Here is a 14,852-nt window from a genome sequence, read left to right as displayed (position 1 = left end):
ATGAACGAGAATAACATTAAAATTGTCTAAACAATCAATCAAAACTTGATTTTAGAACCTTTTTGCTATAAAATGGTAAAGATTAGTGTCAAACTTTTATATTGCAAATAGGAGAAAACATGACAAAAACTTTGAAACGTCCTGAGGTTTTATCACCTGCAGGAACTCTTGAAAAACTAAAAGTAGCTGTTCAATACGGTGCAGATGCTGTCTTTATTGGTGGTCAGGCCTATGGTCTACGTAGCCGTGCTGGTAACTTTACTTTCGAACAAATGGAAGAAGGAGTTCAGTTTGCGGCTAAGTATGGCGCTAAGGTTTATGTAGCGGCTAATATGGTTATGCACGAGGGAAATGAAGAAGGTGCTGGAGAATGGTTCCGTAAATTGCGTGATATCGGAATTGCAGCGGTTATCGTGTCTGATCCAGCCCTAATCATGATTGCAGCAACAGAAGCACCCGGACTTGAAATCCACCTTTCAACACAAGCTAGTGCGACCAACTATGAAACTCTTGAATTCTGGAAAGAACTTGGATTGACGCGTGTCGTTTTGGCGCGTGAGGTTTCTATGGAAGAATTGGCAGAGATTCGCAAACGTACAGACGTTGAGATTGAAGCTTTTGTACATGGAGCTATGTGTATCTCATACTCTGGTCGTTGTACTCTTTCAAACCACATGAGCATGCGTGATGCCAACCGTGGTGGATGTTCACAATCTTGCCGTTGGAAGTACGACCTTTATGATATGCCATTTGGTAAGGAACGTAAGAGCCTCAAGGGAGAAATTCCTGAAGAATTCTCTATGTCTGCGGTTGATATGTCTATGATTGACCATATTCCAGATATGATTGAAAATGGAGTGGACAGTTTGAAGATTGAAGGACGTATGAAATCAATCCACTATGTTTCAACAGTTACAAACTGCTACAAGGCTGCTGTTGATGCTTACCTTGAGAGCCCTGAAAAGTTTGAAGCAATCAAGCAAGACTTGATTGATGAAATGTGGAAGGTGGCCCAACGTGAATTGGCTACAGGTTTCTACTACGGAACACCATCTGAAAACGAACAACTGTTCGGTGCTCGTCGCAAGATTCCAGAATATAAGTTTGTTGCTGAAGTAGTAGCTTATGATGATACGACACAAACAGCAACTATTCGCCAACGTAACGTTATCAACGAAGGTGACCAAGTTGAGTTTTACGGTCCAGGTTTCCGTCATTTTGAAACCTACATCGAAGACCTTCATGACTCAAAAGGAAATAAAATCGACCGTGCACCAAACCCAATGGAACTCTTGACCATCAAGGTTCCTCAACCAGTACAAGCAGGTGATATGGTCCGTGCTTTGAAAGAAGGTCTGATTAACCTCTATAAAGAAGATGGAACAAGCGTTACTATTCGTGCCTAGATAAGGAAAAATCATGGTTCAAGCTCAGGGATTGCTGGTAGATGATGAAAGCAGATGTGTTCATTACCATACTGATAAAGACATCGTAGCACTTCAGTGTTATGAGTGTCAGAAATACTATGCCTGTTATCAATGCCACAATGCATTAGAAACACACACATTTACTCCTTATCCTTTAAGTCTAAAAGAGGACAGACCTATCTTATGTGGTTCCTGTAAGAAAACCTTAACTTATGAGGAATATTCAAAGAAAAGTAGCTGTCCATATTGTAATGCTGCATTTAATCCAGCTTGTCAGAGTCACCATTCCTATTATTTTAAATAAGAGACGATAAATCCGGGTTGTAAAACTCGGGTTTTCATTTTCAGAAAATAAAGAAAAAAGCGAAATAGGTCTGAAAATACGATAACATTTTCTATATGATAGTCTTGAAAATCGAAAAAATGGAAATTAGTAATGAGAAACGCTTTCAACATTAGTAAAAAGTTGACAAATCAAAATTTTAGGACTAAACTAATTAAGTAAAAATTAAATAAAAAGGAGAATTCGTCATGAATTTAACATTTTTTGGTCTATGTCTTGCCTGTATGGGGGTATCTCTTGCAGAAGGATTTTTGATGAACGGTTTGTTCAAATCTGCAGCACGCCAACCAGATATCATCCCTCAATTACGTAGCTTGATGATCATGGGGATTGCCTTTATTGAAGGAACTTTCTTTGTAACTCTTGTCTTTTCATTTATCATCAAATAAAAAGAAGTATAAATTGGAAAAGGGAGGATTCTAGATGGAAGAAAGTATCAATCCAACCATCAATATTGGTCCTGTTACCTTTGATTTAACCTTGACAGCCTTGACCTTGTTGTCTGTGGCAGTTATTTTTGGCTTTATCTATTGGGCAAGTCGCAACATGACGGTAAAACCCAAGGGAAAGCAAAATGTACTAGAGTATCTCTATGACTTTGTAGTCGGTTTTACAGAACCTAATGTAGGTTCACGGTACATGAAAGATTACTCACTCTTTTATTTGTGTTTGTTTCTTTTTATGGTCATCGCAAATAATCTTGGTTTGATGGCAAAAATTCAAACTACAGATGGGACAAACCTTTGGACATCGCCAACAGCAAATCTCCAGTTTGACTTGGCTTTGTCATTTGGAATTATCCTGATGACCCATATCGAAGGAATTCGTCGTCGTGGTGTTAAACAATATCTGAAAGGTTTTGCAACCCCAGGTTTTATGACACCGATGAATCTCCTTGAAGAAGTCACAAATTTCCTATCACTTGCTTTGCGGGTGTTCGGGAATATCTTTGCCGGAGAAGTGATGGCAAGCTTGCTAATTATTCTTTCTCATCAGGCACTGTATTGGTATCCAGTCGCATTTGTTACCAATCTTGTCTGGACGGCATTTTCTGTGTTCATCTCCTGTGTACAGGCTTATGTGTTCACAGTATTGTCTTCTATGTATTTAGGACATAAAATAAATGATGAAGAAGAGTAGAAAGGAGTAACTGATGCACGTAACAGTAGGTGAATTAATTGGTAACTTTATTTTAATTGCTGGCTCCTTTATCCTTTTGATCGTCTTAGTCAAAAAATTCGCGTGGTCAAATTTGACAAGTATCTTCGAAGAACGAGCTGAGAAAATTGCTGCTGATATTGATGGAGCTGAACAAGCCCGTCAAAAAGCGGAAACTCTTGCTCAAAAACGTGAAGATGAATTGGCTGGAAGCCGTAAGGAAGCTAAGACCATCATTGATAATGCAAAGGATACAGCTGAGAAAAGTAAAGCTGATATCTTAGCAGAAGCTAAGCTTGAAGCTGGACGCTTAAAAGATAAAGCAAACCAAGAAATTGCTCAAAATAAAGCTGAGGCTTTGCAAAGCGTTAAAGGTGAGGTAGCAGATTTAACAGTAAGTCTAGCTGGAAAAATTATCTCAAAAAACCTTGATGGTCATGCCCACAAAGAACTCATTGATCAGTATATCGATCAGCTAGGAGAAGCTTAATGGACAAAAAGACAGTAAAGGTAATTGAAAAATACAGCATGCCTTTTGTCCAATTGGTGATTGAAAAAGGAGAAGAAGACCGTATCTTTTCAGACTTGACTCAAATCAAACAAGTTGCTGAAGAAACAGACTTACCTTCTTTTTTGGCTCAGGTAGATGTTGATGAGTCTGATAAGGAAAAAACAGTCAGTTATTTCCAAGACTCTACATCACCATTAGTACAAAACTTCATTCAAGTTCTGTTGTACAATCATCGCTCAAATCTTTTTTACGATGTGATTGTAGATTGTTTAAACCGTCTTGAGAGAGAAACGAATCGTTTTGAAGTAACGATTATGTCTGCTCATCCTCTGACTGATGAACAGAAAGACCGTCTACTTCCTATTATAGAGAAAAAGATGTCTTTAAAAGTGCGTAGCATTAAAGAAGAAATCGACGATAGTTTAATCGGTGGTTTTGTCATTATCGCCAATCATAAGACAATTGATGTTAGTATTAAACAACAACTTAAAGTTGTTAAGGAAAATTTGAAATAGAAAGTGGTGTTCTTTTGGCAATTAACGCACAAGAAATCAGCGCTTTAATTAAGCAACAAATTGAAAATTTCAAACCCAATTTTGATGTGACTGAAACAGGTGTTGTAACCTATATCGGGGACGGAATTGCGCGTGCTCATGGCCTTGAAAATGCCATGAGTGGAGAGTTGTTAATCTTTGAAAACGGCTCTTATGGTATGGCGCAAAACTTAGAATCAACAGATGTTGGTATTATCATCCTTGGAGATTTTACAGATATCCGCGAAGGCGACACCATTCGTCGTACAGGAAAAATCATGGAAGTTCCAGTTGGTGATAGCTTGATTGGACGTGTCGTGGATCCACTTGGTCGTCCCGTAGATGGACTTGGTCCAATCGACACAAACAAGACTCGTCCAGTTGAAGCACCAGCACCTGGGGTAATGCAACGTAAATCAGTATCAGAACCATTGCAAACTGGTTTGAAAGCTATTGATGCCCTTGTTCCAATCGGACGTGGTCAACGTGAGTTGATTATCGGTGACCGTCAAACAGGGAAAACCACCATCGCTATCGATGCAATCTTGAACCAAAAAGGCCAAGATATGATTTGTATCTATGTAGCGATTGGTCAAAAAGAATCAACAGTTCGTACACAAGTAGAAACACTTCGCCAGTACGGAGCTTTGGATTACACAATTGTTGTGACAGCATCAGCTTCACAACCTTCTCCATTGCTTTTCCTTGCACCTTATGCAGGGGTTGCAATGGCAGAAGAATTTATGTACCAAGGTAAGCATGTCTTGATCGTTTATGATGACTTATCTAAACAAGCGGTAGCTTATCGTGAACTTTCTCTCTTGCTCCGTCGTCCACCAGGTCGTGAAGCCTTCCCAGGGGATGTCTTCTACCTTCACAGTCGTCTGCTTGAACGTTCTGCCAAAGTTTCAGATGAACTTGGTGGTGGGTCAATCACTGCATTGCCGTTTATCGAAACTCAAGCGGGAGATATCTCAGCCTATATCGCAACTAACGTAATTTCTATCACTGATGGACAAATCTTCCTTGGTGATGGTCTCTTTAATGCGGGTATTCGTCCGGCCATTGATGCGGGTTCTTCTGTATCTCGTGTTGGTGGTTCTGCTCAAATTAAAGCTATGAAGAAGGTTGCTGGTACACTTCGTATCGACCTTGCTTCATATCGTGAGTTGGAAGCCTTCACTAAATTTGGTTCAGACTTGGATGCGGCTACTCAGGCTAAATTGAACCGTGGTCGTCGTACTGTAGAAGTATTGAAACAACCCGTTCACAAACCATTACCTGTTGAGAAACAAGTTACTATTCTCTATGCTTTGACCCATGGTTTCTTGGATACAATTCCTGTAGACGATATCGTTCGTTTCGAAGAAGAGTTCCATATGTTCTTTGATGCTCAACATCCTGAGATTTTGGAAACCATTCGTGAAACAAAAGACTTGCCAGATGAAGCAGTCTTGGATGCTGCGATTACTGAGTTTCTCAATCAATCAAGCTTCCAATAAGAATAGAGGTGTCAAATGGCAGTATCTCTAAATGATATTAAAACGAAAATCGCCTCAACGAAAAATACTAGTCAAATTACAAATGCTATGCAGATGGTCTCTGCTGCCAAGTTAGGTCGTTCGGAAGAAGCTGCTCGTAACTTCCAGGTTTATGCTCAAAAGGTGCGTAAGCTAGTTACAGATATCCTTCATGGTGATGGTGCCGCTGGATCAACAAACCCTATGTTGATTAGTCGCCCTGTCAAGAAAACAGGCTATATCGTCATAACTTCTGACCGTGGTCTTGTTGGAGGATATAATTCCTCAATCTTGAAGGCTGTCATGGAACTTCAGAAGGAATACCACCCAAATGGTGATGACTTTGAAGTCATCTGTATCGGTGGTATGGGGGCTGACTTCTTTAAAGCTCGTGGAATTCAACCAATCTATGAATTACGTGGCCTTGCAAGTCAACCAAGCTTTGATGAGGTTCATAAGATTATCACTAAAACAATTGAAATGTATCAAAATGAACTTTTCGATGAGCTTTATGTTTGCTATAACCACCATGTGAATACTTTGACCAGTCAAATGCGTGTGGAACAGATGCTTCCTATCGTGGACTTGGACCCAAATGAAGCGGATGATAACTATAGCTTGACCTTTGATCTTGAAACAAGTCGAGAAGAAATCTTGGATCAATTGCTACCACAGTTTGCAGAGAGCATGATTTATGGTGCTATTATTGATGCCAAAACAGCTGAAAATGCTGCTGGTATGACAGCTATGCAAACAGCGACTGATAATGCTAAAAAAGTAATTAATGATTTGACAATCCAGTATAACCGTGCCAGACAGGCGGCGATTACACAAGAAATCACAGAAATCGTGGCGGGAGCTAGTGCTTTAGAATAAAGCCGTCCTGCTCATATCAATGAACTTAGGACCTAGCAAAACTAGGAACCGACAGTATCTTATATAGAATAGGAGAAGGAGATGAGTTCAGGTAAAATTGCTCAGGTTATCGGACCCGTTGTAGACGTTTTGTTTGCAGCAGGGGAAAAACTTCCTGAGATTAACAATGCACTTGTCGTCTACAAAAATGACGAAAAGAAAACAAAAATCGTCCTTGAAGTAGCCTTAGAGTTGGGGGATGGTATGATTCGTACTATCGCCATGGAATCAACAGATGGTTTGACTCGTGGAATGGAAGTATTGGACACAGGTCGTCCAATCTCTGTACCAGTAGGTAAAGAAACCTTGGGACGTGTCTTCAACGTTTTGGGAGATACCATTGACTTGGAAGCTCCTTTTGGAGAAGACGCAGAACGCCAGCCAATTCATAAAAAAGCACCTACTTTTGATGAGTTGTCTACCTCTTCAGAAATCCTCGAAACAGGGATTAAGGTTATCGACCTTCTTGCCCCTTATCTTAAAGGTGGTAAAGTTGGACTCTTCGGTGGTGCCGGAGTTGGTAAAACTGTCTTGATTCAAGAATTGATCCATAACATTGCCCAAGAACACGGTGGTATCTCAGTATTTACTGGTGTTGGGGAACGTACTCGTGAAGGGAACGACCTTTACTGGGAAATGAAGGAATCTGGAGTTATTGAAAAGACTGCCATGGTCTTTGGTCAGATGAATGAACCACCAGGAGCACGTATGCGTGTTGCCCTTACTGGTTTGACAATCGCTGAATACTTCCGTGATGTAGAAGGTCAAGACGTTCTTCTCTTCATTGACAACATTTTCCGTTTCACACAAGCTGGTTCAGAAGTATCTGCCCTTTTGGGTCGTATGCCATCAGCCGTTGGTTACCAACCAACACTCGCAACAGAAATGGGTCAATTGCAAGAACGTATTACTTCAACTAAGAAAGGTTCTGTAACCTCTATCCAGGCTATCTATGTGCCAGCGGATGACTATACTGACCCAGCGCCAGCAACAGCCTTCGCTCACTTGGATTCTACTACTAACTTGGAACGTAAATTGGTTCAATTGGGTATTTACCCAGCCGTTGACCCACTTGCTTCAAGTTCACGTGCCTTGGCACCTGAAATCGTTGGTGCAGAACACTATGCAGTTGCTGCTGAAGTGAAACGTGTCCTTCAACGCTACCATGAATTGCAAGATATTATTGCTATCCTTGGTATGGATGAACTTTCTGATGAAGAAAAGACTTTGGTTGCTCGTGCACGTCGTATTCAATTCTTCCTTTCACAAAACTTCAACGTTGCGGAACAATTTACTGGTCAACCAGGTTCGTATGTTCCAGTAGCGGAAACAGTTCGTGGATTTAAGGAAATTCTTGAAGGGAAATACGATCATCTCCCAGAAGACGCCTTCCGTGGAGTAGGTTCAATCGAAGATGTTATTGCTAAGGCTGAAAAAATGGGATTTTAAGAGGTGATCTATGGCTCAGTTAACTGTCCAGATCGTGACACCAGATGGCCTCGTCTATGATCACCATGCCAGCTTTGTATCAGTTCGAACTCTGGATGGTGAGATGGGGATCTTGCCACGACATCAAAATATGATTGCGGTATTAGCAGTTGATGAAGTTAAAGTCAAACGTATCGATGATGATACTCATGTGAACTGGATAGCAGTAAACGGGGGAATCATTGAGATTGCAAATGATGTCATTACTATCATTGCAGACTCAGCTGAACGAGCTCGTGATATCGATGTTAGTCGTGCAGAACGTGCGAAGCTTCGTGCTGAACGTGAAATCGAAGAAGCACAAGATAAACATTTGATTGACCAAGAGCGCCGTGCTAAGATTGCATTGCAACGTGCCATTAACCGTATCAATGTCGGAAATAAACTATAAACTAAAAAAGAACTTGATGTTTGTTCAAGTTCTTTTTTGTTATTGGTTAGTTAGTAAAGCTAATGCAGACTGCTTCAGGTACATGGAAGTCATTAGAAAGTTCTGCAAGTCGACCAGTTTCAGGATTACGCTTAAAGACAGTCGCATTATCCGAATCTTGGTGAACCGCGATGAGGAACTCTTGATCAGGAGATAAATCAAAATCACGTGGGTTTTGTCCATGAGTTGGTACAATCTCTAATAACTCCAAGCTTCCATCTGCTAAAATTCTATACACAGCAATAGAATCATGCCCACGGTTAGAAGCATAGAGGTATTTACCATCTTTTGATAGACGAATAGCAGCAGTACCATTAAAATCATTGTAGCCTTCTGGAAGTGTTGAGATAGTTTGCATTCTTTCAAATGCTCCAACTCCATCGTAAATCAACACTTCAATTGTACTATTGAGTTCGCAAATGAGATAAGCAATCTTGTAGTGATGGTGGAAAACAAGGTGACGAGCACCGGCACCAGGGTTACAGTTGTAGGTTGCTAGTGGACTTAATTTTCCTTCTGAATCAACATCATAGGTAGTGACCTCGTCAGTACCTAGATCACAAGTGACTAAGTATTGATCTGGTGTTAAATCTGTAAAGTGAACATGGGGAGAAGTTTGGTTTTCATGTGGACCATGGCCTTCATGTTGAACTTTATCAGCCAATTCGAGACTGCCATCTTCGTTTCGTTTGTATACCAAAACTTGACCTTTGTGGTAGTTGGCACCATAAACTAGGCTACGTTTCTCATCAACTGCAACGTAACAGTGGGGAGCACCTTCTTCAACTACATGATTGATAAGGCTACCATCAGTTTTGAATGCTGCAATACCACCTTTGCCATCGTGACTTCCAACAGTGTATAAATGTTGGTCTTTGTCAAATGCTAAATAGGTTGGACTTGGTTCTGCTGCAAAGAGTTCTAAATTTGCTAATTGACCTGTCTCGGTATCAAATTCAGCCTTGTAAATCCCTTGGGATATACGACGAGTATAAGTTCCAAAATAGACTGTTTTTTTCATGTACATACCTCTAAAAAAATATACTTCCATTATAACATAAAAAGGTTTACTAGATGAAAATTCTCAGGTGAAAATAGTGAGCATCCAGATTAGGAAAATATAAATTTCTCCTCAACGAAAACACTATAAAAACCCCTTATTTTTCTTAAAAAATGGTATAATGTTAGGACAAAGGAAAGGAAGAAAATATGGAACAAAAAGAGAAACAATTTCACTTATCTTGGTTTTTTACATGGTTTTTAGATAATAAAGCTATCACAGTCTTCTTAGTAACCTTATTATTAGGTCTCAATATTTTTATTCTCAGTAAGATTAGCTTTTTATTTATACCTGTTATAGACTTTTTATCTGTTGTGATGTTGCCTGTTATTTTATCAGGATTGCTTTTCTATCTCTTAAATCCATTAGTAGATTTCATGGAGAAGCACAAGATAAATCGTGTCTTAGCCATTAGTATTATTTTCGTCATTATCGCCATACTCTTGATTGTTGGTCTAGCTGTTGCAATCCCAAATCTGCAACGTCAAGTAGTCATTTTTGCGCAAAATGTGCCAAGTTATTTGGAAGATGCTGATAAAGTTATTGATGACCTTGTAACTAAGCGTTTGCCAGATGACTTTAGACCCCAATTGGAACAGGTTTTAGCTCAATTTTCAACACAAGCAACTGCTTGGGCAAGTAATATTTCTTCCAAAGCTGTTAACTGGGTGAGTGCTCTTATTAGCGGAACGTCTCAAGTAATTGTCGCTTTGATTATCATGCCTTTTATGCTCTTTTATCTTCTTAGAGATGGAAAAGGTTTAAGAAATTATATCACTCAGTTCTTACCAAATAAATTGAGAGAACCAGTAGGTAAGGTTCTATCGGAAGTAAACCAACAACTTGCTAACTACGTTAGAGGGCAAATTACTGTTGCTGTTATTGTAGCTATCATGTTCATCATCTTCTTTAAGATAATAGGGCTTCGATATGGAGTGGTGCTAGGTATTACAGCAGGATTTTTAAATCTTGTTCCTTATCTTGGAAGTTTCCTTGCCATGATTCCTGCACTTGTCCTTGGCTTAATTGCAGGACCAATCATGCTTCTAAAGGTTATTGTAGTTTTTATTGTTGAACAAACCATTGAAGGTCGTTTCGTTTCACCACTGATTTTAGGAAGCCAATTGAATATTCATCCAATTACCATACTTTTTGTTCTATTGACTTCAGGTTCTATGTTTGGTATCTGGGGAGTACTACTTGGGATTCCAATCTATGCTTCTGCAAAAGTAGTCATTTCAGCTATTTTTGATTGGTACACAGAAGTAAGTGGACTTTATGAACAACCGAAAGAGGAGTCTGATCGTGAATAATAGTCAACAGATGCTTGAGGCTTTAGAACAACAAGACTTATCAAGTGCAGATTCTTTTTTTCAAAAGGCGCTAAAAGAAGATTCAGATAATGTTCTTTTGGAACTGGCTGCATATCTAGAAGGGATCGGCTTCTATCCTCAGGCAGCACAAATCTACGAGAAACTAGCACCAAAATTTCCAGAAGTATACATCAATCTAGCTGCAATAGCTGGTGAGGATGGATTGATTGAGGAGGCTTTTGATTATTTAGAAAATATCGGTCCAGAAAGCGAATGGTATGTATCAGCACTTGCCTTAAAAGCAGATTTATATCAGATGGAAGGATTGACTGATGTTGCGCGTGAGAAGCTCTTAGAAGCTCGTAGCTACTCTGATGATCCTCTCTTGATATTTGGACTGGCTGAACTAGACAGCGAGCTAGGAAACGATATAGAAGCCATTAAGGGCTATGCTCAATTAGATAATCGAGTTATCTACGATCAAACTGGAATTTCGACCTATCAGAGAATTGGTCTTGCTTATGCACGTTTAGGTAATTTTGAATCTGCAATAGAATTTTTAGAAAAATCCCTAGAGTTAGAATATGATGACCAAACAGCATTTGAGCTTGCAAGTATCTATTTCGACCAAGAGGACTATCAAAAAGCAACCTTATACTTTAAACAGTTAGATACGATTTCTCCAGATTTTGAAGGATATGAATACGGCTATAGTCAGGCACTCCATAAAGAACATCAGACAGAAGAGGCTCTTAAAATAGCTCAACAGGGCTTGTCAAAAAATCCCTTTGAAACTCGGCTTTTACTCCTTGCATCTCAGCTATCTTATGAATTGCATCAACCGGAACAAGCAGAAGCATATCTACTACAAGCACAAGAGAATGCTGATGACCAGGAAGAAATTTTGCTACGCTTAGCTACCATCTACCAAGAACAAGAAAGATACGAAGATATTCTAGCTTTAGAAACGTATGAACCTGAAAATCTTTTAACGAAATGGATAATTGCAAGAAGCTACCAAGAGACAGAAGAGTTAGATGCAGCATACGATCTATATGAGAAACTTGTTCCTGAACTCAAGGATAATCCAGAATTTTTGGAACAATTTATCTATTTACTCAGAGAACTAGGTAAGCTAGAAGAGGCAAAAGAATACATCCAAATTTATCTTCACTTAGTACCAGACGATATGCAAATGCAGGAATTATATGATCATTTACTCTAAGATATTGATTGTAATCGCCCTTAAACAGGCGATTATTTTTTTGGGAAACACTTCGAAAGAATAATTATAGAATAAGTAATTAAAATAGATAAGTAGAGTGTGAATTTTTTATTTTTTTTGATATAATTGTTATAGTAAAGTTGAATAATTACAATATGTAAAAATAGAAAGATTTGAATGATGACAAAAGTAAAAATTGTAACGGATTCGTCTGTTACCATAGAACCAGAAGTGGTTAAAGAATTAGATATTACTATTGTTCCTCTATCTGTAATGATTGATAGTGTCCTTTATTCAGATGCAGATCTTGAAGAGGGAGAATTTCTTCGCTTGATGCAAGCAAGTAAAAATCTTCCTAAGACTAGTCAACCACCTGTGGGACTTTTTGCAGAAATTTTTGATGATTTGGGTAAAGACGGTAGTCAGATTTTAGCTATTCACATGTCTCATGCTTTGTCAGGGACTGTAGAAGCAGCTCGCCAAGGAGCAAGTCTATCAACAGCTGATGTGACTGTTTTGGATAGCTCATTTACGGATCAGGCATTAAAGTTTCAAGTAGTAGAAGCGGCTAGATTAGCTCAAGAAGGAAAAGAGTTAGAATCCATCTTGTCACGTGTAGAAGAAGTAAAAAATAATACAGAACTCTACATCGGTGTTTCTACTTTGGAAAACCTTGTTAAGGGTGGGCGCATTGGTCGTGTAACAGGTCTAATAAGCTCGTTACTCAATATTCGTGTAGTCATGCAGATGAAAAATGATGAACTTCAACCGATTGTTAAGGGACGAGGTGCCAAAACCTTTAAGAAATGGTTGGATGAGTTAGTAGAGACTCTGTCACAACGTTCGGTGGCAGAGATTGGTATTTCTTATGCCGGTACAAACGAATGGGCAAATGAGATGAAAGCTGTTCTTCAACCTTATGTTGAAAAGCCAATTTCAGTCCTTGAAACAGGATCAATTATCCAAACTCACACTGGTGAAAACGCTTGGGCTATCTTAATTCACTATAATTCCTAAAAAAATGAAGAAAAATCAAAGAAATGGAACTTTTTGACTTGACCTAAAAGGAATTTTAGGTTATGATTATAAGTGTTAATTAGAAATAATTTTGGAGGATTCATTAACATGGCAAACAAACAAGATTTGATCGCTAAAGTAGCAGAAGCTACAGAATTGACTAAGAAAGATTCAGCAGCAGCAGTTGACGCTGTATTCGCAGCTGTAACTGAATTCCTTTCAGCTGGTGAAAAAGTTCAATTGATCGGTTTTGGTAACTTTGAAGTTCGTAAACGTGCAGCTCGTAAAGGCCGCAACCCACAAACTGGTAAAGAAATCAAAATCAAAGCTTCTAAAGTTCCAGCATTCAAAGCTGGTAAAGCTCTTAAAGAAGCAGTTAAATAATGATTTTATAAAAAGCCCGTCATATCAAGCACTTGAGCTTGTGTGACAGGCTTTTTTTGTGTGTAGGGGGCAAAAAAGGGCAGGAGAAGATAAAATAGTATTTCCCGTGGGACTATACTTGAAATTGTCAGTCGATGAAACTCATGAAAGCAATAAAAAAACAACTCCGAATCGAAGTTGTTTTTGTTCAACCTTATGTATGTAATGCGGTTGATTATTTGAGACCGTATTTTTTGTTGAAACGATCCACGCGTCCATCTGCTTGAGTGAACTTTTGACGTCCAGTGTAGAATGGGTGTGAGTCTGATGAAATTTCCACACGGATCAATGGGTAAGTTTCGCCTTCGAACTCAACTGTTTCGCTAGAGCGTTTTGTTGAACCGCTAAGGAATTTGTAACCAGTAGTAGTGTCCATGAAGACAACTGGGCGATATTCTGGATGGATATCTTTTTTCATTTTGCAATATTTCCTTTCTGCCATGGTCTCTTTGCGAGCCATAGATTGTTACCTTACTAGTCTATCAGATATTAAAAGATTTGGCAAGTATTTTATGAGTTTTTTACCAAGTTTTTTAATTCTTGATAGATTTGTTCGTTTTCTTCTAAACTGTAGGAGTTGGCGCCACTTGCTAGTGGATGACCACCACCATCATGTTCTTTTGCGACACCATTGATTGGGACAAATTTACTGCGGAGACGTACGCGATAGTGGCCATCTGCTTGTTCCACAAAGATTCCCCAAAGGCTCACACTATCAATGCGACCAGGAGCACCTACAATGGCAGCTGTTTCAGCATCAGTTACATTATAAGCTTGTAATACTTCTTGAGTAAGAGTGACACGAGCAGCGCCATTTTCATCCACTTCCAAGTGATCGTAAACGTAGCCTTGCAATTTAGCGATTTTAAAGCTGATAGTATCCATTTTCCGTGTTAATTCGGAAAAATCAAAATTGTGCTCTCTCAAGCGACTAGCGATACGCAAGGTACGGACTGAGGTAGAAGGATATAGAAAACGTCCTGTATCGCCAATAATTCCAGCGCATAGTAATCTAGCAGCAAAGTCTGATAAATCAAGATTTGTAGCTTCAGCAAAAAGAGCAATCATCTCACTCGCACTACTAGAGTTTGTATCAACCCATGCGAGATCTCCGTACTGGTCGTCGTTTGGATGATGATCGATTTTGATAAGGTAATCACCTTTGTCATAGCGTTTGTCATCAATTCGTGCAGTATTTGCAGTATCACAGACAATCACGAGGGCCCCTTGGTAATCACTATCTTCAACAGTATCCATCTTAGCTAGCCAGGTAAGTGTAGGTTCATTAAAACCTACCGCCTTTATGTGTTTATCTGGAAAATGTTTTTCAAGTAAATACTTAAGTCCCATTTGACTTCCTAGAGCATCAGGGTCTGGTTTCATATGACGGTGAATAATAATCGTATCGTATGCTTTGATTTTTTCTAAAATTTGGTGACAAATTTCCATAAGTAACCTCGTTTCTTTCTCATTTCATTGTAGCATAAGA

At 39.1% G+C, this 14,852-nt stretch carries 17 protein-coding genes; 14 read left to right on the top strand and 3 right to left on the bottom strand.

The features are described 5' to 3' along the window. Positions 1-119 precede the first annotated feature (119 nt). From HMPREF9180_RS06495 to HMPREF9180_RS06455, 10 genes are all read left to right on the top strand, one after another. Positions 120-1,406 (top strand): peptidase U32 family protein, encoded by a 1,287-nt coding sequence (locus HMPREF9180_RS06495; protein WP_006145710.1) that lies wholly within the window; start codon positions 120-122, stop codon positions 1,404-1,406. A 13-nt stretch (positions 1,407-1,419) separates the two neighbouring features. Then, a complete protein-coding gene (locus tag HMPREF9180_RS10165; protein WP_006145709.1) occupies positions 1,420-1,731 on the top strand; it encodes a CHY zinc finger protein in 312 nt (103 codons plus the stop codon). Positions 1,732-1,958: 227 nt separating this feature from the next. Next, positions 1,959-2,159, top strand: coding sequence for a F0F1 ATP synthase subunit C (locus HMPREF9180_RS06490; RefSeq protein WP_001054552.1), 201 nt, complete (start codon positions 1,959-1,961; stop codon positions 2,157-2,159). Positions 2,160-2,193: 34 nt separating this feature from the next. Next, on the top strand, positions 2,194-2,910 hold the full coding sequence (atpB, locus tag HMPREF9180_RS06485) for a F0F1 ATP synthase subunit A (protein WP_006145708.1): 717 nt from the start codon (positions 2,194-2,196) through the stop codon (positions 2,908-2,910). A gap of 13 nt (positions 2,911-2,923) precedes the next feature. Continuing rightward, the gene (gene atpF, locus HMPREF9180_RS06480) at positions 2,924-3,418 is read left to right on the top strand and encodes a F0F1 ATP synthase subunit B (protein WP_006145707.1); all 495 of its coding nucleotides are present in this window, start codon (positions 2,924-2,926) and stop codon (positions 3,416-3,418) included. Continuing rightward, a complete protein-coding gene (locus HMPREF9180_RS06475) occupies positions 3,418-3,954 on the top strand; it encodes a F0F1 ATP synthase subunit delta (RefSeq protein ID WP_006145706.1) in 537 nt (178 codons plus the stop codon). Before atpF ends, HMPREF9180_RS06475 begins: the two co-directional genes overlap by 1 nt. A gap of 14 nt (positions 3,955-3,968) precedes the next feature. Next, positions 3,969-5,474: a F0F1 ATP synthase subunit alpha gene (gene atpA / locus HMPREF9180_RS06470; RefSeq protein WP_000996628.1), complete on the top strand. Its 1,506-nt coding sequence runs from the start codon at positions 3,969-3,971 to the stop codon at positions 5,472-5,474. 15 nt (positions 5,475-5,489) lie between these two features. Then, positions 5,490-6,368 (top strand): F0F1 ATP synthase subunit gamma, encoded by an 879-nt coding sequence (locus HMPREF9180_RS06465; RefSeq protein ID WP_006145705.1) that lies wholly within the window; start codon positions 5,490-5,492, stop codon positions 6,366-6,368. A gap of 81 nt (positions 6,369-6,449) precedes the next feature. Continuing rightward, on the top strand, positions 6,450-7,856 hold the full coding sequence (gene atpD / locus HMPREF9180_RS06460) for a F0F1 ATP synthase subunit beta (protein ID WP_006145704.1): 1,407 nt from the start codon (positions 6,450-6,452) through the stop codon (positions 7,854-7,856). A 10-nt stretch (positions 7,857-7,866) separates the two neighbouring features. Then, positions 7,867-8,286: a F0F1 ATP synthase subunit epsilon gene (locus HMPREF9180_RS06455; protein ID WP_006145703.1), complete on the top strand. Its 420-nt coding sequence runs from the start codon at positions 7,867-7,869 to the stop codon at positions 8,284-8,286. Between the two features lie 46 nt (positions 8,287-8,332). Here HMPREF9180_RS06455 and HMPREF9180_RS06450 read toward each other — a convergent pair whose 3' ends face one another. Further along, a complete protein-coding gene (locus HMPREF9180_RS06450; protein ID WP_025168696.1) occupies positions 8,333-9,346 on the bottom strand; it encodes a lactonase family protein in 1,014 nt (337 codons plus the stop codon). Between the two features lie 188 nt (positions 9,347-9,534). Here HMPREF9180_RS06450 and HMPREF9180_RS06445 point away from each other — a divergent pair, with 188 nt between their 5' ends. The 4 genes from HMPREF9180_RS06445 (at position 9,535) to HMPREF9180_RS06430 (ending at position 13,324) form a co-directional block, all read left to right on the top strand. Beyond that, positions 9,535-10,698, top strand: a complete 1,164-nt coding sequence (locus HMPREF9180_RS06445) for an AI-2E family transporter (protein ID WP_006145701.1) — start codon at positions 9,535-9,537, stop codon at positions 10,696-10,698. Continuing rightward, positions 10,691-11,923 (top strand): tetratricopeptide repeat protein, encoded by a 1,233-nt coding sequence (locus tag HMPREF9180_RS06440; protein WP_006145700.1) that lies wholly within the window; start codon positions 10,691-10,693, stop codon positions 11,921-11,923. The genes HMPREF9180_RS06445 and HMPREF9180_RS06440 overlap by 8 nt, the downstream gene beginning before the upstream one ends. Positions 11,924-12,103: 180 nt before the next feature. After that, complete coding sequence (locus HMPREF9180_RS06435) at positions 12,104-12,940, top strand: DegV family protein (protein WP_025168695.1); 837 nt, start codon at positions 12,104-12,106, stop codon at positions 12,938-12,940. A 108-nt stretch (positions 12,941-13,048) separates the two neighbouring features. Further along, a complete protein-coding gene (locus HMPREF9180_RS06430; RefSeq protein ID WP_004253345.1) occupies positions 13,049-13,324 on the top strand; it encodes an HU family DNA-binding protein in 276 nt (91 codons plus the stop codon). Between the two features lie 214 nt (positions 13,325-13,538). Here HMPREF9180_RS06430 and HMPREF9180_RS06425 read toward each other — a convergent pair whose 3' ends face one another. Continuing rightward, positions 13,539-13,781, bottom strand: coding sequence for a type B 50S ribosomal protein L31 (locus HMPREF9180_RS06425; RefSeq protein WP_004253349.1), 243 nt, complete (start codon positions 13,779-13,781; stop codon positions 13,539-13,541). A 92-nt stretch (positions 13,782-13,873) separates the two neighbouring features. Next, entirely contained in the window at positions 13,874-14,812 is a 939-nt protein-coding gene (locus HMPREF9180_RS06420; protein ID WP_006145697.1) for a DHH family phosphoesterase, read from the bottom strand. Positions 14,813-14,852 lie beyond the last annotated feature (40 nt).

The organism is Streptococcus peroris ATCC 700780, from assembly GCF_000187585.1.
In the GTDB taxonomy this organism is placed as follows: Bacteria; Bacillota; Bacilli; order Lactobacillales; family Streptococcaceae; genus Streptococcus; species Streptococcus peroris.
Note: the sequence above shows the minus strand (reverse complement) of the source record. Positions and strands in the feature narration are given on the sequence as shown.